Annotated in this window: 21 protein-coding genes and 1 pseudogene; 19 read left to right on the forward strand and 3 right to left on the reverse strand. The window is 27.4% G+C overall.

The features are described 5' to 3' along the window. From KGF39_RS04630 to KGF39_RS20055, 12 genes and pseudogenes are all read left to right on the forward strand, one after another. Positions 1-568 (forward strand): annotated as a pseudogene (locus tag KGF39_RS04630) (hypothetical protein); the annotation flags it as partial. 1,346 nt (positions 569-1,914) lie between these two features. Then, the gene (locus KGF39_RS04635; RefSeq protein WP_227821389.1) at positions 1,915-3,273 is read left to right on the forward strand and encodes a solute carrier family 23 protein; all 1,359 of its coding nucleotides are present in this window, start codon (positions 1,915-1,917) and stop codon (positions 3,271-3,273) included. A 99-nt stretch (positions 3,274-3,372) separates the two neighbouring features. Further along, positions 3,373-4,161 carry an FAD binding domain-containing protein gene (locus tag KGF39_RS04640; protein ID WP_227821390.1) on the forward strand — a complete coding sequence of 263 codons (789 nt, stop codon included), beginning with the start codon at positions 3,373-3,375 and terminating at the stop codon, positions 4,159-4,161. Beyond that, the gene (locus tag KGF39_RS04645; RefSeq protein ID WP_227821391.1) at positions 4,161-6,467 is read left to right on the forward strand and encodes a molybdopterin cofactor-binding domain-containing protein; all 2,307 of its coding nucleotides are present in this window, start codon (positions 4,161-4,163) and stop codon (positions 6,465-6,467) included. The genes KGF39_RS04640 and KGF39_RS04645 overlap by 1 nt, the downstream gene beginning before the upstream one ends. 138 nt (positions 6,468-6,605) lie before the next feature. Beyond that, positions 6,606-7,883, forward strand: coding sequence for a transposase (locus tag KGF39_RS04650; RefSeq protein WP_227821392.1), 1,278 nt, complete (start codon positions 6,606-6,608; stop codon positions 7,881-7,883). Between the two features lie 182 nt (positions 7,884-8,065). Next, a complete protein-coding gene (gene yqeC, locus KGF39_RS04655) occupies positions 8,066-8,788 on the forward strand; it encodes a selenium cofactor biosynthesis protein YqeC (protein ID WP_107595129.1) in 723 nt (240 codons plus the stop codon). Positions 8,789-8,894: 106 nt separating this feature from the next. Beyond that, positions 8,895-9,464, forward strand: coding sequence for a molybdenum cofactor cytidylyltransferase (mocA, locus tag KGF39_RS04660; protein ID WP_054274030.1), 570 nt, complete (start codon positions 8,895-8,897; stop codon positions 9,462-9,464). After that, entirely contained in the window at positions 9,461-10,480 is a 1,020-nt protein-coding gene (locus tag KGF39_RS04665) for a molybdopterin-binding protein (RefSeq protein WP_227821393.1), read from the forward strand. The genes mocA and KGF39_RS04665 overlap by 4 nt, the downstream gene beginning before the upstream one ends. 336 nt (positions 10,481-10,816) lie before the next feature. Then, positions 10,817-12,442, forward strand: coding sequence for an ABC-F family ATP-binding cassette domain-containing protein (locus tag KGF39_RS04670; RefSeq protein ID WP_054274028.1), 1,626 nt, complete (start codon positions 10,817-10,819; stop codon positions 12,440-12,442). Positions 12,443-12,762: 320 nt separating this feature from the next. Continuing rightward, on the forward strand, positions 12,763-13,074 hold the full coding sequence (locus KGF39_RS20045; protein WP_306800916.1) for a hypothetical protein: 312 nt from the start codon (positions 12,763-12,765) through the stop codon (positions 13,072-13,074). Then, positions 13,071-13,529: a hypothetical protein gene (locus KGF39_RS20050; RefSeq protein WP_306800917.1), complete on the forward strand. Its 459-nt coding sequence runs from the start codon at positions 13,071-13,073 to the stop codon at positions 13,527-13,529. Before KGF39_RS20045 ends, KGF39_RS20050 begins: the two co-directional genes overlap by 4 nt. Then, positions 13,501-13,653, forward strand: coding sequence for a hypothetical protein (locus tag KGF39_RS20055; RefSeq protein ID WP_306800918.1), 153 nt, complete (start codon positions 13,501-13,503; stop codon positions 13,651-13,653). The genes KGF39_RS20050 and KGF39_RS20055 overlap by 29 nt, the downstream gene beginning before the upstream one ends. Before the next feature lie 471 nt (positions 13,654-14,124). Here the strand turns inward: KGF39_RS20055 and KGF39_RS04680 are convergent, their stop codons facing one another. Next, entirely contained in the window at positions 14,125-15,237 is a 1,113-nt protein-coding gene (locus KGF39_RS04680; RefSeq protein WP_054274024.1) for a tyrosine-type recombinase/integrase, read from the reverse strand. A 329-nt stretch (positions 15,238-15,566) separates the two neighbouring features. Between KGF39_RS04680 and KGF39_RS04685 the strand changes: the two genes are divergently transcribed. Continuing rightward, on the forward strand, positions 15,567-15,944 hold the full coding sequence (locus KGF39_RS04685) for a BlaI/MecI/CopY family transcriptional regulator (protein ID WP_107594176.1): 378 nt from the start codon (positions 15,567-15,569) through the stop codon (positions 15,942-15,944). A 444-nt stretch (positions 15,945-16,388) separates the two neighbouring features. On the opposite strand, the gene KGF39_RS04690 is transcribed toward KGF39_RS04685, so the two are convergent. Then, complete coding sequence (locus KGF39_RS04690; RefSeq protein ID WP_054274022.1) at positions 16,389-16,652, reverse strand: hypothetical protein; 264 nt, start codon at positions 16,650-16,652, stop codon at positions 16,389-16,391. 317 nt (positions 16,653-16,969) lie between these two features. On the opposite strand from KGF39_RS04690, the gene KGF39_RS04695 reads away from it, so the two are divergent. The 4 genes from KGF39_RS04695 (at position 16,970) to KGF39_RS04710 (ending at position 20,537) form a co-directional block, all read left to right on the forward strand. Continuing rightward, entirely contained in the window at positions 16,970-17,545 is a 576-nt protein-coding gene (locus KGF39_RS04695) for a hypothetical protein (protein WP_054274021.1), read from the forward strand. Between the two features lie 97 nt (positions 17,546-17,642). Next, positions 17,643-18,641 carry a DUF4003 domain-containing protein gene (locus KGF39_RS04700; protein WP_054274020.1) on the forward strand — a complete coding sequence of 333 codons (999 nt, stop codon included), beginning with the start codon at positions 17,643-17,645 and terminating at the stop codon, positions 18,639-18,641. Positions 18,642-18,972: 331 nt separating this feature from the next. Next, positions 18,973-19,611 carry a lactate utilization protein gene (locus tag KGF39_RS04705; RefSeq protein WP_054274019.1) on the forward strand — a complete coding sequence of 213 codons (639 nt, stop codon included), beginning with the start codon at positions 18,973-18,975 and terminating at the stop codon, positions 19,609-19,611. Positions 19,612-19,637: 26 nt separating this feature from the next. Further along, entirely contained in the window at positions 19,638-20,537 is a 900-nt protein-coding gene (locus KGF39_RS04710; protein ID WP_107594174.1) for a YegS/Rv2252/BmrU family lipid kinase, read from the forward strand. 106 nt (positions 20,538-20,643) lie between these two features. Here KGF39_RS04710 and KGF39_RS04715 read toward each other — a convergent pair whose 3' ends face one another. Beyond that, positions 20,644-22,308, reverse strand: a complete 1,665-nt coding sequence (locus tag KGF39_RS04715) for a glutamine--tRNA ligase/YqeY domain fusion protein (RefSeq protein WP_054274017.1) — start codon at positions 22,306-22,308, stop codon at positions 20,644-20,646. Positions 22,309-22,600: 292 nt separating this feature from the next. On the opposite strand from KGF39_RS04715, the gene KGF39_RS04720 reads away from it, so the two are divergent. Next, complete coding sequence (locus tag KGF39_RS04720; RefSeq protein WP_227821394.1) at positions 22,601-23,314, forward strand: DUF2140 domain-containing protein; 714 nt, start codon at positions 22,601-22,603, stop codon at positions 23,312-23,314. Between the two features lie 160 nt (positions 23,315-23,474). After that, the gene (locus tag KGF39_RS04725) at positions 23,475-24,038 is read left to right on the forward strand and encodes a hypothetical protein (protein ID WP_054274015.1); all 564 of its coding nucleotides are present in this window, start codon (positions 23,475-23,477) and stop codon (positions 24,036-24,038) included. The last annotated feature ends 14 nt before the right edge of the window (positions 24,039-24,052 follow it).

A 24,052-nucleotide genomic window follows, 5' to 3' on the forward strand; every position in this document is an offset into this window, starting at 1 on the left:
TGCAATGAAGGAAGATATGTCTGAAATGAAAGAGGAGATAAACACAGTTAAGGAAGATATATCTGAAGTAAAACAAGAAGTAAATACGATGAAAAAAGAAATGAATGGGGTAAAACATGAGATAGGTGTAGTAAAAGAAGATATATCTGAAGTAATGCAAGAAATAACTATAATGAAAGACAATGTTTCTGAAGTGAAATTAGAAATAAACTTTATGCAAAATAAAATAAATAATATTAGTGAAGATATTAGTGGAATTAAAGAAGAGGTAACTATAGCAAACGAAAAATTGTATGGAATTGAAGTTAAAATTGATAGTCTAGAAAGTGAAGAGAAATCAATGAAAGAGAAACAGGTAGAACAGAATAATATTTTAGGAAGTTTATTACATAATTCTGAAATAAATAAAGCCACTCATGATAATATGGAACATAATATAGCATATATAAAAGGTGATACAAACTCTATAAAAGAGGATATAGCTGAAATAAGAAGAGATTTAAATTTAGTAGAGTTAGCTACTAGTAAAAATTGGAGTGATATTGTCAAACTAAAATCAGTCAGATAACATTTTAATAATTTATCATCCACAAAATAAAAATCTTATATAAAAGAACTTATAGTCTTATTACTATTTATTATAAATTTTAGAAATGAAAATAAAAAATTGAGAAAAGACCGTTAAAAAAATATTTTTTGGTCTTTTTTTTGTGTAATTATAATGAGTTTATAAAAAGAAAACTTAAAAATTTAAATGATAAAATGTGATAGAACGCTTGAAATAAGTAAAATTTTATCAATGAAAGCATAAAAATTTTATACTATGCAAATGTATGCAAATATTGGCACTAAAATTGCTCTATAAAAATTATAAATGGTAATATGAATAAAATTTTTACTATACAAATAATATTACTATTTGACTTATAGATATTAATATATATCTATAATATAGATAGAAACTTGTATATTTTATGTTGCAGATACAAATATAGTAAAGGAGAGTACATTGGTACAACTGAGATACATAGCTTATTAAGTTTTTCTGTCTTATGAGAATTATATTATAAAATATTCATAAATATTTTGAGTTTAAATTAAAAAATTATTTTATGCTTAGATTAATTATTATTTAATTAATTTAATAACAAAAACAGTGAAAGAGTAAATAATATTATTTACAGGGGGTAAAGCAAAGTATATTAAATAAATTGTACTTTTAGCCCCGTACATAGAGAAATCTATGTAGGACACAACTTTAAAACCAGTAAATCCTAAAGCCTTGCAACTACAATAAAAGATAGAAAGAAACTTTTATGAATGTGGCGAAAACCAGAAACAATAGCAAGGATGGTATATGGTGAGAGCCTAAGTACTTAAGAATGGACATTTGGTCGCCAAGCCTAGAAATAGGAAGGTCAAACGACTATCTCGAGAGAGAGTACACTATAAGCTATTGATAGTGGAAACGGGTTGCTCTTAGCAGGTAATGCTGAAGATGAAGAAATAGTCTACGCTCATATGAAAGTATGAGGTCACTGTACTTAAAGTGACATCTATAAAGTAGCGTTTATAGGTAAATGTTTAAAACTTAAAAATATAAATACTTATGAAAACTTATAACTTATAATGATTAAGATTGAAAGATTTAAACTGAATTAAATTTATTATAAAAAATTAAAAATTCATAGCTATAATATTCTTATGTTTGTAAAGCACTGTATATAACATATACAAAATGATAGAATAGGTTTATTTGTTAATAATTAAATTTATTGTACATATTATTTAAGTTTAAAAACTTAAATGTATATTGTAGTATAATCAAGATTTATAAACTTCATTTAATTTAATATATTAGATTTTTAAGTATTTATATAATTCAATAAGTTTTATGTAACGGGAGTTTTTATTATGAAAGCAAAAAGTACATCAAAATTTGAATTAGACGGAATACCACCACTAAAGGAGTCAATACCTTTAGGGTTACAACACTTAATGGCGATGGTAATAGGAAGTTGTTTGCCAGCAATATTGGTTGCAAATGCAGCTGGACTTAATCATAAGATGTCAACATTATTGATTCAAGCTGCATTAATTTTTGCAGGATTATCAACTTTATTACAATTATATCCAATACCTCTATTTAAAGGATTTAAATTAGGAGGAGGAATACCAGTTATAATGGGAGCTACAGCTATGTTTATAGGAGCTGGAGTATCTGTTGCAGGTAAATATGGATTACCAGTATTATTTGGTTCTCAAATAATAGCTGGTGTAGTAATAATTATAATTGGCTTTGGACTAAAAAAAATACGATTTATATTTACTCCAGTCGTATCTGGGACAATAGTTGCATGTATGGGTCTTGGACTTTTTCCAATAGCTATAAAAAATTTAGCTGGAGGTATGGGAAATGAAACTTTTGGGCATCCAATTAATTTTGTAGTCGGAATATCTGTATCTCTTATGATATTAGGATTAAACAAGTATGGAAAAGGATTGTTTAAAGATGCATCAATATTAGTCAGCATAATTTTTGGATACATTCTATCATTAATTTTAGGGATAGTAAATTTTTCTTCAATTCAAGAGTTTACTTTGGTTGCACTTCCAAAACCACTTGCTTTTGGGTTAGATATAAAAATTGAAGTTGTAGTAATGTTTTCAATAATATATTTGGTTGAGATAGCTGATATTATGGGTGCTTGTACACTTTCTGCGGTAGGAGGACTTAATAGACAAGTTACAGATGAGGAACTTTCTTCTGCTGTTTTAGGAAATGGAGTCCTTTCTACAATAGGTGCTTTATTTTCTGCAACTCCAATGGGGATGTTTGGTCAAAATTCTGCAATCGTTTCTAATACAAAGGTTATAAGTAAATTTGTACTAGCTATTGGAGGAATTGGACTATTTTTGGCAGGAATATCGCCTTTGCTAGCTAATTTAATTAGAACAATCCCTCCTTGTGTAGTTGGAGGAGCAACACTTGTAATATTTTCAACTCTTACAACATCTGGGTTAAGACTTGTTAGTATGGATGGATTTAATCAAGAAAATAGTATGATACTAGGACTTTCTATGGCATCTGGTATAGGATTCATGGTAGTTCCTCAAGTTCTTGAAAAATTTCCAAAGTTTATAGAAACCTTACTTGCAGATTCAAGTGTAGTTTCAGGAGCGATGGTTGCTATAATAGTTCAGGCTTTGTATATGATTAAATTTTCAAGAAATAAGGATAATAAAATTAAGGATAAAGAGGAATATTTGTAACATACAGAGTGAATATATGTGAATTAAGTTTATAGGTATAAATTAAAAGATATATTTAAAACTTTTAGATTTTAATAAGCTTAACGTTAGGGGGATAAGATGGTTACTATAAAAGAATATTCAGTTCCACAAAGTTTAGAAGAAGCATATAAAATTTTAACTTCTAAAAAAAATAATGTTATTTTAGGTGGATGCGGATTTATAAAATTAAGCAATAAAAATATAGGAACAGCTATAGATTTAAAGGACATAAATCTAAATTATATAAAAGATGATGAAAAAAATATTTTGATAGGTGCAGATACTTCTCTTAGAAGTTTAGAAATCGATAAAACTATTAAAAATTACTGTAGTGGAATACTTTCAAAAGCTATTTCTCATATAGTTGGAGTTCAATTTAGACAAGGTGCTAGAATTGGTGCAAGTGTATTTTCAAAATATGGTTTTTCTGACTTAATCCCAGCACTTTTGGTTGTTGGGGCGAAGGTAAGATTATACAATAAAGGAATATTAGAACTAAATGAGTTTTTAGATAGTGAATCAAGTAAAGATATACTGGTTGAAGTGATACTACCAAAAAAAGATGCAATAGCTGTTTTTGATTCAATAAGAAAGTGTACAGGAGATTTTTCTGTATTAAATTCAGCTATGTTAAAAGAAAATGATACTTACAAAATAGCAATTGGAGCAAGACCTCAAAAAGCTAGATTAGCACTTAAAGCAAGTAGCATATTAAGTAAAGAAAAAGATATAGATAAAGCATCTATTATTGCAAGCAAGGAATTGACTTATGGAAGTAATATGAGAGCTAGTAAGGAGTATAGAATTGATATGGCAAGTGCGCTAGTGAAAAGGATGTATGATGCTATTGAGGGAGGGAATAGATAATGATTAATAAGGGGATAAGAAAGATAGATAGTACAGCAATTGTTACAGGAAAACCTCTATATACTGAAGACCTTATTATGCATAAAGATGTTTTGACGTTAAAATTGCTTAGAAGTTCACATGCACATGCTAAAATAAAGAATATAGATACATCAAAAGCCGAAAAAATTCCAGGAGTTGTGGCTATTTATACGTATAAAGATGTAGCACAAGTAAGATATTGTGTTCCAGGTCAGACAGAGCCAGAAGCATCTCCTTATGATAGAGTTCTGCTTGAAGATACAGTTAGATTTGTTGGGGATGAAGTAGCTTTAGTCGCAGCTGAAGATGAAAAAACAGCACTTAAAGCCTTAAAAATGATAAAGGTAGACTATGAGGTTTTAAAACCTGTATTTAATGCAAGAGAAGCAGAAGGAAATGAAGTTGTTATACATCCAGAAAAAGATATAGTAGAGCCATATCCTTTTGGATTAGATGCGAAAAATAATATAGTATCAAAAGAATTTTTTGAATTTGGTGATGTTGAAGCTAAACTTAAAGAAAGTGATTTTGTTGTTGAATCTTCATATAAAACTCAAAGTCAATCGCATTGTATGATGGAAACTCATAGGTCATACTCATACAAAGATATAAATGATAGAATTGTTGTAGTTTCATCATTACAATCACCACACAATGTAAAGAGAATACTTAGAAAAGTGTTGGGAATTCCATCTTCAAAGATAAGAGTGATAAAGCCTAGAATAGGTGGTGGATTTGGAGGAAAGAATATAGCAGCGACAGATATATTCACTGCATTTGTCACTATGAAAACTGGTAGACCAGCAAAATTTGTATTTACAAGAAACGAAACTTTTGTTGGTTCTAATAGTAGGCATGAAATGTTTTTTGATGTTAGAGTGGGTGCAGATAAAGAAGGAAATTTAAAAGCAATAGAGTTAAAATCATTAAATAATACAGGTGCTTATGGTGGTAATGGAGTTTCTGTTTCTTCAGAATCTGGGCATAATACATTGCCAATATATAATGATATTGATGCTGTTAGATTTGATGCCAGAACTGTATATACTAATAGACTACCAGCAGGAGCACTTAGAGGATATGGTGCCACACAGGGAATATTTGCAATAGATAGTGCTATTGACGAATTAGCAAATAAGATTGGAATGGACCCACTTGAATTTAGGGTTAAAAACATAATAGATAGACATACTAATGGAAAAGCAGCTGAAGAAGAAATATTAAGCTGTGAGTTGAAACAATGTATAGAAAAGGGTAAGAAATTAATTAACTGGGATGATAAATATCCATGTAAAGATATAGGAAATAACAAGGTAAGAGCAGTAGGTATGGCAGTGGCAAATCATGGTTCTGGCATACCACGTGTAGATATGGCAACAGTGACTATACGAATGGATGAAGATGGAACATATAAGTTATTATCTGGTCTTGCTGATTTAGGTCAAGGAGCTGATACAATTCAAGCACAAATTGCTGCTGAAACTTTAAATACCACTGTAGATAGAATATCTATTTATACAGGTGATTCAGATTTATGTCCATATGATACAGGAGCATTTGCTTCTTGTACTACAACGGTTACAGGAAATGCAACAATAAAGACAGCAAATAAATTAAAAGAAATATTACTTTCAGTAGCAGAATCAAAGCTAGGATTTAAAAAAGAAGATTTAGAGTTAGGAAAAGACAGAGTTTTTGTTAAAAACGATAACAGTAAGTTTGTGCTATTAGAGGAATTAGGTAGAGAATCAGTTGGAGGCATAGGATTTGCTAGTGATGATGTGCCAGTAGTTTTGGAAGCAACAGAATCTTTTGGTATGTTAAAAAGAATAAAACCATTTATAGCAGGTTTTGCAGAGATAGAACTAGATAAAAATACAGGTGAATATAAGGTAATAAACTTTGCATGTGTACCTGACTGTGGAACAGTTATAAATCCAACTCTGGCTAGAATACAAGTAGAAGGTGGAGTAATGATGGGTATAGGGTTTGCAATGTATGAAGACCCTAGATTTGATAAAGATGGAAGATTATTGACAGATAGTTTCTTACAGTATAAAGTTCCTACAAAAAAAGAAGTGGGAAATATATTGGTAGATTTTGCTGATAATTTCGACCCAGGAGGTCCTTATGGTGCTAAATCCTTAGGAGAAATAGTTATACACACACCAGCACCAGCTATAGCAAATGCAATATTTAATGCTACGGGAGTTCGTATAAGGGAGCTTCCTATGACTTTTGAAAAGGTTTATATGGGTATGAAAAATAATAACAAACAATTATAACAAGTGATATACTATATAAAAGCATATAAATTTAAATTATTTTGTAAAATAAAGTAATTAAATGGACATTATATATGGTGTTTTGTAAAAATACCGTATATAATGTCTAGTAGAGTATATTCTAAAGGAGGTGAGTTTATGACAAGTAGAATAAAAAATATACACTATGGTACTCAGAGACAACAATTAAAAAACTTAACTAAAAAAGAATATCAAGCTCTACGAGAGATGTGTTTCTTGGCAAAGAATTTATATAATGTTGGTACATATAATGTAAGACAGCATTATTTTAATAAAGGAGAACATCTTAATTATGAAGCAAATTATCATGTCTGTAAAGAAAATGAGAATTATAAACTTCTCAATAGTAATATAGCACAACAAATATTAAAAGAAGTTGATAGTTCATTTAGGTCATTTTTTGGTCTAATTAAACTAGCAAAAGAAGGTAAGTATGATTTTAGAGGGATAAAGTCACCTAAATATTTGGACAAGGAAGGCTTTTTTAGCATAATAATAGGTCAAATAAGAATTAAGGAAGATGGTATTCTAAATGTACCTATGTCTCCAGCCTTTAAAAAATTATATGGTAAAGTAAGCATAAAAGTTCCACAAAATATACTAGACAAAAAAATTAAAGAAATAAGAATAATACCTAAACATAAGGCTAGGTTCTTTGAAATTCAGTATTGTTATGAAATACCGAAATCAGAGGAAGTTTCAAATCAAAAAAATGCACTAGCAATAGACTTAGGTTTAGAAAACTTATGTACATGTGTTACCAATTTAGGTGATAGTTTTATCATAGATGGAAAAAGGCTCAAATCTGTGAATCAGTGGGCAAATAAACAGAATGATAAAATAGAGACCTTAAAATTAAAAAAGAATATAACCGCAATCACAAGAAAACAATTTAAGGTCTGGAATAAGAGGAACAATCAAGTTAAAGACTACGTAAACAAAACTTGTTTTTACATAATTGATTACTGTGTAAAAAATAATATTGGTAATTTAATTGTAGGATATAATGCTAAGTTAGAAAAAAGTGATAATATGGAGAGGAAAATATATAGAAATTTTATAAGAATTCCCTTTGGAGAGATAAAAGGGAAGTTAGAATATCTATGTAAAATAAAAAATATCAATTTTATTAGACAAGAAGAAAGTTATACTAGTAAATCTGATTTTTTTGCTGATGATTTCCTACCTAATATAAATGTGGATAATGTGAAAAAATATGACTTTAAAGGTGAAAGAATAACACGTGGTCAGTACAAATCTAGTGTTGGAGTAGTTATAAACGCAGATGTAAATGCGAGTCTTAATATATTAAAAAAATCACAAATAGTTGATTTATCTAGTTTGCAGAATAATCCTCAAATATTAAAGCAACCACAAAGAATAAGAATATCTTAATTATATTTAAAAGATAAACTGATAGCGTAAGCTTACAGCTTAGCGGCGAATTGGATCCGCCTTGTTGTTTACAACAGAATCTATTTACTTTCGAGTTTATGGAATTTCAAAAATCACTTTTACTAAAAAGGTTCAGCTATAAAAATTAAGAGATTAAAAAACTAGTTATAAGAGGTGAAAGTGTGAAATTATCAGATATAATAGAAGAGAACGAAATAATAACTGTAGTTGGAGCAGGAGGAAAAACTTCATTTATAAACTATTTTGCAGATTTTTATAGAGATAAATTAAAAGTTCTCCTTACAACAACAACTAAAATATATGTACCAAGTGATTATGACAATATAATCTTGACAATAGATGGAACTGCTATTCCATCTATTTGTCATGGAGTAACAGTATGTGGAAGCTATATAAATAATGAAAATAAAGTAGTAGGTATTAATTCATCTATTTTGGATGAGATTGTAGACAAATTTGATTTAGTTTTAATAGAGGGAGATGGTTCAAAACGAAAAAGACTTAAAGGTTGGAATGATGGAGAACCAGTAGTATACCATAAAAGTACGAAAACTATAGGTATATTGGATATAACTTCGTTCGGAATGAATATTAATGAAGAGAATATACACAGATTAGATATATTTAAAAAAATAGCAAGTGTAGATACATATAATATTAGTAGTAATTCTACAGTAAGCCTTGAAAACTTAAAAAATATAGTATTAAATCCAAATGGATTATTTAAAAATTATTCTGGAAAAAGAGTGTTATTTATTAATAAAGTTGAAAATGAAAAATATAAAAATTTAGCCATAAAATTAATAAAAAATATTAAGGAATATGAAAGCGAAATAGAAATATTTTATGGAAGTATAAAGCAAAATTTTTGTATAAGATATTGAAGTATTAAAATAGTTTATATGATATTATATATATAGATAATATCAATAACAGTATTATAAAAATCATAGAAGTATCAATACATTATAAATACCAAGGATGATATATATGATAAATGCAGTAATAATGGCATCAGGTTTTGCAAGAAGAATGGGAGCAAATAAACTTTTATTAGATTATAAAGGATGTTCGATAATAGAACATGTATTTAAAGCAGTTAGTAAAATTAGTTTTCATCAAGTTATAGTGGTAAGTCAGTATAAAGAGGTTTTATTATTGTGTAATAAATATGGTTTTAAATATATATATAATAAAAATGCGAATGTAGGTCAAAGTGAATCCATAAAATTGGGGATTTTGAACAGTTCAAAATGTGATGGTTATATGTTCTTTGTAGGAGATCAGCCATTTATTGATAATTTATATATAGATAAAATTATAAATACTTTTAAATTAGATAGAGATTTTATAGTAATTCCAAGATATAAAGATGTATATGGAAATCCAGTTATATTCCCATATAGTAAGAAAGAAGAGTTATTGGCACTTAAAGAAGATGAAAAAGGTAAAACCGTTTTAAAAAATTCATCAAAAATAAAGTATGTAGAAGTTCCTAAGGAAATGCTATTGGACATTGATACAAAAATGGATTATGAAAGAATTGGGGGTAAATTATGAAGTTAATAAAAACTATAGATGCTGTTGGACAAGTTTTATGTCATGACATAACTCAAATAATACCTGGAGAATTTAAAGGAAGAAAGTTTAAAAAAGGTCATGTAATAAAAGAAGAGGATATTCCAGTATTATTGTCTCTTGGTAAAGACAATTTGTATGTATGGGAAAAATTAGAGGGTATGATTCATGAAAATGAAGGTGCATTGTTTTTAAAAGATTTAACTGCTGGAGAAAATTTAGATTTTAGTGAAATAAAGGAAGGAAAGATAGATTTTATAGCAGCATGTGATGGACTTTTAAAAATAGATGTTGATGCACTTTTTGATTTGAATTGTGTTGGCGAGATAATGATGGCTACTCTTCATAATAATTTTATAGTAAATAAAGACTTAAAAGTAGCTGGAACAAGAGTTATACCTTTAGTTATAGATGAGAAAAAATTAGAAGAGGCAAAAAAAGTAGTTGGTAATAGAAAAATAGTAAATGTAATACCTTTTAAACCTAAGAAGGTAGGTATTGTTACTACAGGAAATGAAGTATTCTATAGCAGAATTGTTGATAAATTTGGACCAGTAATAGAAGAAAAAGTAAAGGGATTTGGCTGTGAAGTTATAGGACAGACTATATGTCCAGATGATAAAGAAGTTATAAAAAATGCAATAAAAGAATTTATAAGTCAAGGAGCAGAACTTATCTGTTGTACTGGTGGTATGAGTGTAGACCCAGATGATGTCACACCAACAGCTATAAAAGAAACTGGAGCTGATTTAGTTACATATGGGTCACCAATATTACCAGGAGCTATGTTTTTACTTGCTTATTATGGGGAAGTTCCAATTATGGGGATACCTGGGTGTGCAATGTATCACAAAACTACAGTATTTGATATAGTCTTATCTAGAGTTTTAATTGATGAAAAACTTGATAAGTATGATATAGCTAGATATGGTCATGGTGGTCTTTGTATGAACTGTGATGTATGTACTTACCCTGCATGTAATTTTGCTAAAATATAATACTATTAAAAAGAGTATTTACAAAATAAGTACTCTTTTTAAATATGAAATAAAATAAACAAATGATACTTTAGAGAAAGCATCATTTGTTTAGAAGTTATAATAACTTATTTTCAATGTGTAAAAGAAGGAATAAAGTTGCAATTTGATTTCTTTATAAGTATAATATAATAGATTGTTAATTTTTATGAATTTACAATTTTTAGTATTATTTCAATAAATATTTCACAAATTTAGTATAAAAAATATACTATTTATGTGATAATAGATAATAAAAATGTTATCAAAATTTTATGATAAAATAAATTATGGGCAAAAAGAAAGGAAAATATATTAATGTTACAAGTTACAGGTGTTGGACTTAGATTTGGTGATAAGGAACTATTTAAAGATGTCAACTTAAAATTTACTAAAGGTAATTGCTATGGAATAATAGGAGCTAATGGTGCGGGAAAATCTACTTTTTTAAAAATATTATCAGGAGAGATAGAGCCAAATACAGGTAGTATATCTATAACTGATAAAGAAAGAATGTCGGTTTTGAAACAGGACCACTTTGAATATGAAGAAGAAACTGTTTTAAATGTTGTTATAAGAGGTCATGAGAGACTTTGGAACATAATGAAAGAAAAAGATGCGTTATATATGAAGGAAGACTTTAGTGAAGAAGATGGAATAAAAGCTGCCGAACTTGAAGGAGAATTTGCGGAACTTGATGGATGGGAGGCAGAAACTAACGCTGAGAAAATACTTATGGGTCTTGGTATAACTAAAGATATGCATTACAAGCAAATGAAAGAATTAGTTGGTGGAGAAAAAGTTAAGGTATTGTTAGCACAATCACTTTTTGGTAAGCCAGAGATACTATTAATGGACGAGCCTACAAACCACTTGGATTTTAAATCAATAAACTGGTTAAATAATTTTATAATGGATTTGGAAGAGTCTATAGTTATAATAGTATCACATGATAGACATTTCCTAAATCAAATATGTACTAATATAGTTGATGTAGACTTTGGTAAAATACAAATGTATGTTGGAAACTATGATTTCTGGTATGAATCAAGTCAATTGGCATTACAACTTGCTAAGGACCAAAATAAAAAGACTGAAGAAAAAATAGCTCAATTAAAGGAATTTATAGCTAGATTTAGTTCTAATGCCTCAAAGGCTAAGCAAGCTACATCAAGAAAGAAACAATTGGAAAAATTAGAAGTTGAAGACATACAACCATCAAGAAGAAGATATCCATATGTAGGATTTACGCCTGCTAGAGAAATTGGTAATGAAGTTTTAGAAGTACACAACTTAACTAAAACTATAGATGGAGTTAAAGTTCTTGATAATGTATCCTTTAGATTGGATAGGGATGATAAAGTAGTATTTATGGGTGATGAAATAGCTACTACTGCACTTTTTAACATAGTTATGGGAGAACTTGAACCAGATAGTGGAGAGTATAAATGGGGAGTAACTACTTCTCAAGATTATCTTCCAAAGAATCATAATAAGTTTTTTGATGGAGTAGAATATTCTTTAGTTGACTGGCTTAGACAGTTTTCTGAAGAAAAAAGTGAGAGTTTTATAAGAGGGTTTTTAGGTAGAATGTTATTCTCTGGTGAAGAAGCTTTAAAAGAAGCTCAAGTTATATCTGGAGGAGAAAAGGTTAGATGTATGCTTAGTAAGCTAATGCTTTCAAATGCTAACGTACTTGTATTGGATGACCCTACCAACCATCTAGACCTAGAAAGTATAACTTCTGTAAATAAAGGACTTGAAAAGTTCCCAGGAGTGCTTTTATTTACTTCTCATGACCATGAGTTTATATCTACCATAGCAAATAGAATTATAGAGATAACTCCAAATGGACTAATGGATAGAAAAATGGACTTTGATGAGTATTTAGAAAGTAAAGAGATACAAGACCAATTAGCTAAAATGTATGGAAAAGATAAATAATTATTAGTATAAATTTAATATAGAATTCGTTTGAAAGAGGTTGTCTCAAAATAGAGATAGGCCTCTTTTTCATTGTTGAAATAATTAAAATATGTGATAGGGAAATTTTTATTAGAACTAAATATAAAAGTAGCAAGTTGAACTATATGGTTGGCTAAATAAATTGGACTAAGGAAGTATTATAATAGAAGTATTATATGTGATGATATAGACAATAATAAAAACAGTGTAGAATTATTCTTCTAAAAAGCATTTTAGAAGAGGTAATTATATTAAAGTAACTAACTCGACCGTTAACAAGAAAAGGAGAACATAGCAGTATGTCAATTAAGAAACAAGTTCCGTATGATGAAGGATTGGATAACACTCTAAATTTATTACATGAAAGGTATTTATTTATTAAAAACAGAGTTAATCAGTATCAATATGATATATTTGAGACTCACCTACTTGGACAAAAAGTAATTTGTATGACTGGAGAAGAGGCTGCAAAAATTTTTTATGATTCAGAACTTTTTATAGAAATGGTGCAACACCTAAAAGAGTACAAAAAACATTATTTGGAGTTGGAGCTATTCAATCTATGGATGGAGACGCTCACATTCATAGAAAACGTTTATTCATCTCGTTGATGACTCCATCACATCAAAATCAACTTGCTAAACTTACAATGAAGAAGCTTGAAGATTCTATTAAAATTTGGGAAAATAAAAAGCAGATTATTCTTTTTGATGAACTAAATGAAATATTATGCAGAGCAGCTTGTCAATGGGCTGGAGTTCCACTAAAAGAATCTGAAGCAAAAAAATTAGCAAAAGAATTTAGTTTAATGATTGATGCATTTGGTGCTGTTGGTATTAGGCATTGGAAAGGAAGAAGATTTAGAGCTAAATCAGAAGAATGGATAAAAGGTATCATAGAAGAGGTCCGTTCAGGCAAGATTAAAGCAGAAGAAGAAACAGCACTTCATGCTATGGCTTTTTATAGAGATTTGAATGGTAATCAGTTGGATAGTCATATGGCTGGGGTAGAACTTATTAATGTATTACGTCCTATTGTTGCTATTTCCACCTTTAGCATTACATGAGTATCCAGAATGTAAAGAAAAACTCTTAACTAGAGATAGTAATGAACTTAAAATGTTTGTACAGGAAGTTCGACGCTACTATCCATTTACACCTCTTAATATAATGTACCAAATCAGAAGTTAAGTTATAGTCTAAGTAGGATACTCACGCTTCCTGAAAGTAAATTTATAATAAATAATATTAGAAGAAAGATTTGAAATTGTAGCTAAATAATATTAATAAGTACAATTTATACTAGTGTAGACATATATAGTTCATAAAATTAGGAATAGATTTAAGATGTAATAGTATTTAGAGAATAAAAAATTATAGAAAATGAGTGTCTCCAAATCAAAATTGGTTGTCTACGTTGGGTTAACTTACAATGAGGTCTGGAGACAAAGTATTCAAAAAATATATAATATAATTATATAAATCTATCTCAGTGAACTTGTCCATTTTCATGCCAAGATGCAACTGCTATAACCATAATGTCATAAATTATTGTGTACTAGCATAATAGGATTTTATCTTCTGTGGGAAGAATGATATATTTTTAGTATTTATTTTGGATTGCAATTATAATAGTGAAAAAATATAAATTTAAATATAATATTAATTAGCGTTAAATAAACTTTCAGAAATTTTGTCAGAAGCTTCTTTATCCATTTCCTTAAGTACATGAGAATAAACGCTTAAGGTAGTATTTATATTTGAGTGTCCAACTCTTTCAGATATAACCTTTATAGGTACTTTAGAATTTATAAGTAAAGTAACATGTGAATGTCTTAAATCATGGAATCTAATATGAGGTAAGTTATTCTTTTCTAAAAATCTTTTAAATCTTTTACTCATAACATCCTCAGCAATAGGTTCACATTTTTTATTAAAAAACAATAAATTACTATTATTTCTAATAGAAGATTTTAATAAATTTTTATTCTGTTTTACTTTATATTCCTTTAATAAAGACATTAACTCTTTTGGAGCAGATATTTTTCTGATAGAGCTTTCTGTCTTTGGTTCCTTAAGAATTACAGAACCATTAATTCTGGAGGTTATCTTATTTACTGTTATTGTATTTTCTTCAAAATCAATATTATCCCAAGTTAGACCTAAAACTTCTGAAATTCTAAGTCCTAATCCAATGGCCAAATTAATAGGTAACTCCATATTTGTATTTTTTACTAAATCTAATAATTTTATCATTTGCTCTCTATCATAAATTTCATTTTTAAATTTTTTATATCTTGGCGTTTCTATATCATCCATGACATTTTCTTTTATTAATTTGAGTCTATAAGCTCTTTTTACTGCAAGTTTCAATATATTTATATGAATCTTAATTGACTGAGGATTTAGTTTATAAGATAGTTCATCTATGTAATTTTGTATGTGAATAGGATGTAAGTCTTGTATTTTATATTTTCCAATAGATGGATTAATGTAATTCTTACAAATACTAACATAATTATTGTATGTAGCTAATGATATATTTTCACTATATTTATTTAGAAAATCTAATAGAAATTCTGAAACTGTAATTTCATTTGGGACTAAGAAACCGTCCTTATATAAGCTTTCTTTTACCTCATTTAATCTTTTACTTGCTTCTCTTTTTTTGTCAAAAGTACCCATATTTTTTTGTTTTCTTTTGCCTGTATCTTCATCTGTAAATTCAAGGTAAACAACATAGTTTTTATTTCTTTTTCTAATAAATGCATTCATATATAACCCACCAATCAAAATTTTATACACTTATTATAACATATATACGAACTCAAAAATAGTTTTTGAAATAAAGTTGCATCTATTTTAATACATCATATATATTTATTATTTCAAATATTAGAATTTTGATTTAACAATCTGTTATACTTATAAATAAAAGATATTTACTTTTTATATTAATAGATTATATATTTCATTTATATTAAAAATTTAAGTTTTTTATATTAATAAAATTGGATTAGACATTTTAAATAAAACCTTTGACTCTAAAAGTCTATTAATATAGTATTTAATTATATAGAAGTTTGAGAGGAGTGTAAAATCATATGACTATTACTAAGATACCACCAGCAGAATTAAAAGTCATGAAATTTATTTGGGGTTCAGATTTTACAGTAACATCAAAAGATGTCATTGAAGCTATGGAAAAACTATATGATTGGAAGCAAACTACAACACTAACACTTTTATCAAGATTAGTAAATAAGCAATTCTTAAGTGCAAGAAAGATTGATAGGCATACACATTATACAGTTCTTATTGAAGAAGGGGAGTACTTACATTTTGAAACAAAAACTTTTTTAGATAATATGCATGGAAGTTCTATTGAGAGCTTTATGAAATCTTTGTTCAAAAAGGGGGTAAATGAGGAAGAATTGAACTCTGTTGAAAAATGGGTTAAAGACATTAAGAAAGATGAATAATTTAGTGTAGTTAATTATCATAAAATAAATAGTTTTTACAATAATTAGTCAAATGAATCCAATATAAAGTCTTATGTAAAATTTATAATTTTTTATAAGTATTTTTATCTTTTTATCATAATATTAATACAATAAATTTGATATAAAATCAAATCAATTAGAATTTAATTTATATTAGATTTGTGGTTAATATTAGTCTAACTTGATACTGAGTATTAATCTAAAAGTAAAAATTTTTGTCTATTAATCATGTAAATTAATTGTTTTAGATACATAAAAGGTATAATTTTATTTTTGTTTTGATTATTTCTAGAGCTTAAGGTCAGTATATAATAGGTTGTATTAAACATGTTTATATTTATAAACTTAAGATAAATGTTGAAATGTATATTAATAATTGTTAAAATAAAAAGGTTCCTAGTTTTTAGGAACTTTTTTATTTGCTTAATATAAAGTGTGAGTTTTTGCTTCAGCAATAGCTCTTGCTGCACTTTTAGGGCTTTCAGTATTTTCTTTTTTGTAAAATTTAATCACTTCTTCCAAGTCTTTATTTTCAATGTCATCTTTCTTATTTTCAAGAATATAATTTACAATTGACTCATTTATCAAATCTGTCAAAATTTTATCTTCATCATTAGTTATCTTAGATATTTCTTGCAATAAAATTTCATTAACTTCTACTGTAATTTGTTTTGTATTTTTTATCATATTAATCACCTCTTGAAAAAATTATATCATCTCAAAAAAATAAATTCAATATATTTTAAAATTATAGAATTTTAATTCTTAAATTCTAAAAAATAGAAAAATTAAATAAAAGTGTTTCTAGGTCTTAAAAGATTAACAAAATATATTTAATTATAAAAGCTTTATTCTATATGATTCTAAGATAGAGGATTTATAAGGGTTTAAGGTGAATTAAATATAAGACAACTTCTTAAAGCAAATGGGTATGGTATTTAAATCTAAATGTAGACATATAATATTAAATATGCTAATATATCAAAATAATAAGGGGGGAATTTATGAAGCTTAAAGAAGCATTGATTACATGTGTTGTATGTAGTGTATGTTTAACTCCATTATTGGTAAATGGAGAAACAAAAATAGATGCAGATCATTGTAAAGAATCTATAGTAAATATAGATACTATAGTACAGTCAGGTAAAAGCTTTAATTCCAAATATAATCAAGGTATGGAAGAATATAAAAATAGTGATGAGTATAAGTTAAAAGTACAAAAGGAAAAACTACAAAATCAGTTGGGGATTAAAATAAAGAAGTTAGTACCCATAACTTTTGAAGTGAGTTATTACACAAGTCTTAATCAAGAAAATGGATATGGAGCTATAACTGCTACAGGAGATGATTTAGAAGATGGTTTTGTAGCAAACAATCACTTGAGTTTTGGAACTAAGATTATTGTAGATGGAAAATTAAAAACTGTTATGGATAGGGGGTCTAGTAAGTATTTTAGCAATTCTAATGCAATAGATGTATTTGTGCCAAAATGGAATAATGAAAGTGAATCAGATTACTATGATAGAGTTAATAATATGGGAAGGCATTATAAAAAAGGCTACATTATTGTTGAAGAATAATGCTTCTTAAAGTAATATGTATTGATTGTCGTATTTAATATATATATAATGAATATAAAACTATTAATACAATTAGATATATTACTGGGAGGGCAATATGGAACAATCTTTTATAAATGGAAAAGTAAACTTATTAGTTGAAAATTATAAAGCGTTAAATGAAGTTAAAGGTTCTTGGCAAATGGGATTAATCCAACATAGTTGTGCACTTGCATTTACCCTTAAGAACAAGAGAATAAGCCCTAGAGTGGTAGAAGAACGAATAGAGCTTATTAAAAAAAATACTGGAATATTCTCTAATTTTAGAGGATATAATCTATTTTATATGGCAACACTACTTTCATTTGAATCAAATCCAGAAGGTAGTTTTAAGGTGATTTTAGATATATATAAAGAGCTTAAAAATGAAAAGTTTTGGGGCGATACATATTTACCACTTACAGCATCAATAGTTTATGAAAATAGAGAGAAAATGGATTACCTTACATGCATATCAAAAATGAAAATAATATATGAATATATGAGGAAAAAACATCCATTTTTAACTTCTAGTGATGACTATTGTAATATAGCACTTATTGCAATTCATTCAAAAAATTTAGAAGAAGATTTAGAATACATAGAAAAATGCTATGAGTTTCTAAATAAAAATGGTTTTTATAAAGGAAATGATTTACAAGCATTATCTCAAATTCTTTTATTTAGTGATGATAGAACTATGACTAAATGTAAAAAGACTATTGAACTTAAAAAAGTATTTAAAGAAAATGATTGTAAAATGAATTATTATGGATATCCAATAATAGGAGCAATTTCATTGTTAGATTATAGAGAAGATGAAATAATAGAAAAAATAAAAAATGTTTCAAATAAACTTAAAGAAGAAAAAGGCTTTGGAAATTGGTCTTTAGGAAAAAGTAATAGAGTAATGATTAGTTCTGCTATTGTGGCTTCAATTTATGCAGAGTCGATACAAAATGAGAATAATATAGGCTCTATAACTAATAATATATTTTTAAATATTGTTGTTGCTATTCAAATTGCATGTGTAATGGCAGCTACAAGTGCAGCTATAGCATCTTCTTCATCAAATTAATAAATATTGAAGTTGCATATATTAAAATAAATAATACAATTTATATGTTAAAAAGATATAATATTACATTTAAATTAGTTGTGATATTTGATAATATAAAACATATAATTAATATATAGATTTTAGAAAATATATAATACTACATACAATATAGGGAAAGTAGAAAAATACATCTGCTTTCCTTTTTTGATTAAATAGTATTGTGGAAAAATTTATGGAAAACTATTTAAGTTTTATATTGTATTTTTTTTTAGATGTACTAAAATAAACTTATAAAGAAAATAAAGCTTATAGATAATTAATACATATTAAAAATAAGGGGGAAGTTAAAATGGACCAAAATCTAAATTGGCTTAATGAAAAAAGAATAGAAAAAACGATAAAGTCGCTAGAAAATAATAATATGAAGGGGTATTTAGTAAATAATAAAGAAGAACTTTTCAAAAAAATTGAAGAAATAGTGAAAGTAGGTTCTCTAGTAGGATGTGGAGGTTCTATGACTTTATTTGAAACAGGAGTAATTGATTTTATAAGAGAAAAATACGATTTTCTTGATAGATATGCAAAAGATATCAAACCAGAAGAAATGAAAGAAATATATAGAAAATCATTTTCTGCAGATGCTTATTTTACAAGTACTAATGCAATAACAGAAAATGGAGAACTTTACAATCTAGATGGAAATGGGAATAGAGTAGCTGCTATGATATATGGACCTGATAAAGTAATAGTTATAGCAGGAGTAAACAAAATAGTTAAAGATGTAGACGAGGCTATAAAAAGAACAAAAACAATAGCAGCTCCAGCCAATTGTAAAAGATTAAATACAAATACTGGATGTAAGACTACTGGTATATGTATAGACTGTTCAAGTCCAGGAAGAATATGCTGTAGTTATACACTTATAAAAAGACAATTAACACCAGAAAGAATACATATAATTTTCTTAAACGAAGATTTTGGATACTAAAAGAATAAAATGAGTAAGGAGAAATAATGAAAAAAGTAAAACTTATATACAATCCTAATTCAGGTGAAAAAAAGATATTATCAAATTTAGACACTATTATAGAATTATATCAGGAACAAAATTATTTATTGATACCCTATAGATTGACTATTAAAGAACCTGTAAAAAATGCTTTTAAGGAAGTGGATAGCTCTTATGAGCATATACTGATAGCTGGTGGTGATGGTACTGTAGATTTAGTAGTAAATGCGATGAAAGAGTTAGACATAAGAATTCCAATTGGAATTTTGCCTACAGGAACTGCAAATGATTTTTCAAATGCTCTTCAAATTTCATTTGATATAAAAGAAGCCATAAATAAAATCATAAATTCAAAATCTAAGAAAATAGACATAGGGAAAGTCAATGATAAGTACTTTATAAATGTTGCAAGTGCAGGTATGTTTACAGATGTATCACAAAGGATAAATACAGACTTAAAAAATTCATTTGGAAGAATTTCTTATTATATAAAGGGAATAGAAGAAGCATTGTATATGAGAAAATTTAAGATAAAAGTATCTTCTGAAGAAATGTATTATGATGGAGATATGTATCTTATGCTGATTTTTAATGGCAAAACAGCAGGAAATATAAATCTAGCATATAAGGCTGAAATAGATGATGGATATTTGGATGTAATTATTTTTAAAGGAATGCCAATCCCAAAATCAATACCAGTTTTGATAAGTGTGCTTAGAGGGGATTATTTAGATCAATATAATGGAAATGAAATACTATACTTTAAAACTAAAAAGGTATATATAGAATGTGAAGATTCCCTTATAACGGATATTGATGGAGAAAAAGGGCCAGATTTTCCTCTTAGCATAGAATGTATAAAAGATGGAATAGAAGTTATGGGAGTCTATAGTGAAAAAAATTAATAATTTAAAGTAAATTATGAAGACTCAAATAAAAAATTACTTCTAACTAAAGTTATTTATAGCAGAAGTAATTTATATTTTAAGTCTTCATTTTTTTATTGTAAGATTATTTAGTTGGTTTAAAAGAGCTTTTTAGAGGAACTATTCTATTAAATACAAGTTTTTCATCAGTTGTATATTTATTATCTATACTAAAGAATCCATTTCTAACAAATTGAAATTTATCAAAAGGTTTAGCATCTTTTATCTGTGTAGGTTCAACAAAACCTTGTAATATTTCCAATGAATTAGGATTTATTTGTTCTAAGAAATGTTTGCCCTCATTTTCAGGGATATCATCAAGGATTAATGGTTCAAATAATCTGAATTCACATGGGATAGCTGATTTAGCATCAACCCAGTGTATTGTAGATTTTACTTTACGACCTGTAAAGCCAGAGCCACTCTTAGTTTCAGGGTCATAAGTACCATGTATTTCAACTACATTTCCATTTTCATCCTTAATTACATCAGTACATTTTACGAAATAAGCACCTTTTAAACGAACTTCATTTCCTGGGAAAAATCTGAAATATTTCTTAACAGGTTCTTCCATAAAATCATCCTGTTCTATATATAATTCTCTAGAGAACGGAACTAATCTCTTTCCTTGAGATTCATCCTTAGCATTATTTTCTATTTCTAGCATTTCAGTTTTATCTTCTGGGTAATTAGTTATAATCAGTTTTAAAGGTCTTAAAACTCCCATGGTAAGAGGAGCCTTTGGTTGTAAGTTTTCTCTTAGGAAATAATCAAGCATTTGGCTATCTACTGTAGAGTTAACTTTTGATACTCCTATTTCGCTACAGAAATTGCGTAATGCTTCTGCAGTATATCCCTTACGCCTGATTCCGGATATTGTAGGAACACGAGGGTCATCCCAACCATCAACAATACCTTCATCTACAAGTTGTTTTAATTTTCTTTTACTCATAACAGTATTGTTTATATTAAGCCTAGCAAATTCTATTTGTCTAGGTACATTTTCCATTTCACACTCTTTAACAAACCAATCGTAAAGAGGTCTTTGGTCTTCAAACTCTAAAGTACATATAGAGTGAGTTATTCCTTCAATTGCATCTTCAATTGGATGAGCAAAGGCATACATAGGATATATACACCATTTATCTCCTGTATTGTGGTGTGTTGAATGAGATATTCTATATATAATTGGGTCTCTAAGGTTTATATTTGGAGAAGACATATCTATTTTAGCTCTTAATGTTTTTTCACCATCTTTAAATTCACCATTTTTCATTCTTTCAAATAAATCAAGGTTTTCTTCAATAGTTCTATTTCTATGAGGACTTTCTTTTCCCGGTTCAGTTAGAGTACCACGATATTCTCTCATTTCCTCTTGTGTCAAGTCACATACATAAGCTTTACCTTTTTTTATTAGTATTAAAGCTCTTTTGTACATTTCATCAAAGTAGTTAGATGCAAAATTTAATTCGTTCCAATCAAATCCTAACCACTTGACATCTTCTTTTATAGATTCTACATATTCAACATCCTCTTTTAATGGATTTGTATCATCAAATCTTAAATTAGCCTTTCCATTAAACTCCTTAGCTAATCCAAAATTAAGACATATACTTTTTGCATGACCAATATGTAAATATCCGTTTGGTTCAGGTGGAAAACGAGTTATTATACTGTCATGTTTTCCTGTTTCTAGGTCATTTATAATAATGTTTTTTATAAAATTAGATGAGTTCGTTTCATTTGACATATTTTATACCTCCTATTTAATTTGATTATAATACAGAACACTACATTAGTATTGCATAATATTAATTTTAATCCAAGATTAGAAAAAAATAAAGGTGTAATTAAGAGTATTATGCAAAATATTAACTTTTATACCAAAAACATGTTTTTACAGTTTATTTACAAAAGATGAGATTGGTTGAATTAATCTTTAAAAGACTGTATTATAATATGTATATTGTTAAGAATATTATGTGAAGTTAGTTATCTAAATTTATTTTAAATCTGTTGACAGATTTGTAAAGGAGACGATTATGGGAAAGATTGTAAAGATTTTATTAAGTTTAATTGTTATTGTTTTAGTACTTGCAGGTATTGTTGTATATATCTTAACACCAAAAGAGAGATATGATGTTAGTTCACAAAATAATAAAATCATAGATGAAGAATATTTATCAAAAGGTTCATATATAAATTCTATGGAAATAGTAAAAAATCCGCTTAGAATGGTTGGAAAAGTATCTGTTTCAGAGGAAGAGTTTAAAAACTTAATATATACATTAATGCAAAAGCATGGCATTAAAGAACTTGAAAATAATTTTGTTGAAATGAAGGATGGTAAAATAAAGATAGCAGGACCATATAAGGTATTTGGTCTGATAAATAGTCAGTATGAACTTGAATTGAAACCTACTTTAAAGGATGAAAATTTAGTTGTGAGTCTTGAAAATGTGAAACTTGGAAAATTCAAGATAAGTGATAAAATATTAGAAAAAATACTAAGTAACTATAATAAAAAAGTTCCATTTGAGGTTAATGGAAATAAGATTACTTTAGAAAAAACATATCTTTATCCAGTGACACTTAAAAAGATATCTATAAAAAAAGGAAATGTTGACTTGGATATGGAAGTAGAAATAGATTTAAAATCACAAATAAATGGGGCATTAGGATACTTAAAGGACTCTGGAAAGGTTCAAGATATACTAAATCATATGATTAATTTAAAGAAAACATCTGTTGGTTAAAAATATAGAAAATTTATATTTATATTTTTATTATATTTTATATAATATTAAAGCACTTTAAAATCAAAATTTGTAAAACAACATTTATTATGTTAGAATATTTTATGATATTAAATTGTAAGTGTATAATATTATTTAGTTACTAGATTGGGGGGAAATGATGAATAAAGTCTATATTGTAACAACATATACAGGAACTGTATTATCTTACTTAATAAGGAATATAAGCAAAAAACTGTATACACATGTGTCAATATCACTAAATGAAAATCTAAAACCAATGTATTCTTTTGGAAGACTAAATCCAAGAAATCCATTTATTGGAGGTTTTGTTGAAGAAAATATAAATCAAGGATTATATGCTATAAGAAAAAACACTGTGTGTAGAGTATATTCATTAGAAGTAGATAATTTACAATATGAAAATCTATCTAAAAATATAAAATTGATTAGTGATTATAGAGAAGATTACTATTACGATATAATGGCATTAATATATTTGGCAATAAATATTCATAGACAGTCTGAATATAAATATGTATGCTCAAATTTTGTTGCTGATATGTTAGAAAAAAGTGAGATAGACATTTTAAATAAACCAGCATTTGAAGTAACACCAAATGATTTTTATAATTTATCTGGTTTAACCTTGGAATATGAAGGCTTATTATCAGAATATAATTCTAGACAACATTCTTATGTATCAAAAATCGCAAATATCTAAAAACTTACTTTAGA

It is taken from the genome of Clostridioides sp. ZZV14-6345 (assembly GCF_020657775.1).
Classification (GTDB): Bacteria; Bacillota; Clostridia; order Peptostreptococcales; family Peptostreptococcaceae; genus Clostridioides; species Clostridioides difficile_D.

Excerpts from the sequence above, each read along its gene's own strand:
- KGF39_RS04690 (WP_054274022.1), bottom strand. The coding sequence starts at position 16,652 with ATGATAAAAAATACAAAACAAATTACAGTAGAAGTTAATGAAATTTTA.
- KGF39_RS04635 (WP_227821389.1), top strand. The coding sequence starts at position 1,915 with ATGAAAGCAAAAAGTACATCAAAATTTGAATTAGACGGAATACCACCA.
- KGF39_RS04725 (WP_054274015.1), top strand. The coding sequence starts at position 23,475 with ATGAATAAAGTCTATATTGTAACAACATATACAGGAACTGTATTATCT.
- KGF39_RS04650 (WP_227821392.1), top strand. The coding sequence starts at position 6,606 with ATGACAAGTAGAATAAAAAATATACACTATGGTACTCAGAGACAACAA.
- KGF39_RS04715 (WP_054274017.1), bottom strand. The coding sequence starts at position 22,308 with ATGTCAAATGAAACGAACTCATCTAATTTTATAAAAAACATTATTATA.
- KGF39_RS04645 (WP_227821391.1), top strand. The coding sequence starts at position 4,161 with ATGATTAATAAGGGGATAAGAAAGATAGATAGTACAGCAATTGTTACA.
- KGF39_RS20045 (WP_306800916.1), top strand. The coding sequence starts at position 12,763 with ATGTCAATTAAGAAACAAGTTCCGTATGATGAAGGATTGGATAACACT.
- KGF39_RS04680 (WP_054274024.1), bottom strand. The coding sequence starts at position 15,237 with ATGAATGCATTTATTAGAAAAAGAAATAAAAACTATGTTGTTTACCTT.
- KGF39_RS04720 (WP_227821394.1), top strand. The coding sequence starts at position 22,601 with ATGGGAAAGATTGTAAAGATTTTATTAAGTTTAATTGTTATTGTTTTA.
- KGF39_RS04705 (WP_054274019.1), top strand. The coding sequence starts at position 18,973 with ATGGACCAAAATCTAAATTGGCTTAATGAAAAAAGAATAGAAAAAACG.
- KGF39_RS04710 (WP_107594174.1), top strand. The coding sequence starts at position 19,638 with ATGAAAAAAGTAAAACTTATATACAATCCTAATTCAGGTGAAAAAAAG.
- KGF39_RS04665 (WP_227821393.1), top strand. The coding sequence starts at position 9,461 with ATGAAGTTAATAAAAACTATAGATGCTGTTGGACAAGTTTTATGTCAT.
- KGF39_RS04700 (WP_054274020.1), top strand. The coding sequence starts at position 17,643 with ATGGAACAATCTTTTATAAATGGAAAAGTAAACTTATTAGTTGAAAAT.
- KGF39_RS04695 (WP_054274021.1), top strand. The coding sequence starts at position 16,970 with ATGAAGCTTAAAGAAGCATTGATTACATGTGTTGTATGTAGTGTATGT.
- KGF39_RS04670 (WP_054274028.1), top strand. The coding sequence starts at position 10,817 with ATGTTACAAGTTACAGGTGTTGGACTTAGATTTGGTGATAAGGAACTA.
- KGF39_RS04640 (WP_227821390.1), top strand. The coding sequence starts at position 3,373 with ATGGTTACTATAAAAGAATATTCAGTTCCACAAAGTTTAGAAGAAGCA.
- KGF39_RS04685 (WP_107594176.1), top strand. The coding sequence starts at position 15,567 with ATGACTATTACTAAGATACCACCAGCAGAATTAAAAGTCATGAAATTT.
- mocA (WP_054274030.1), top strand. The coding sequence starts at position 8,895 with ATGATAAATGCAGTAATAATGGCATCAGGTTTTGCAAGAAGAATGGGA.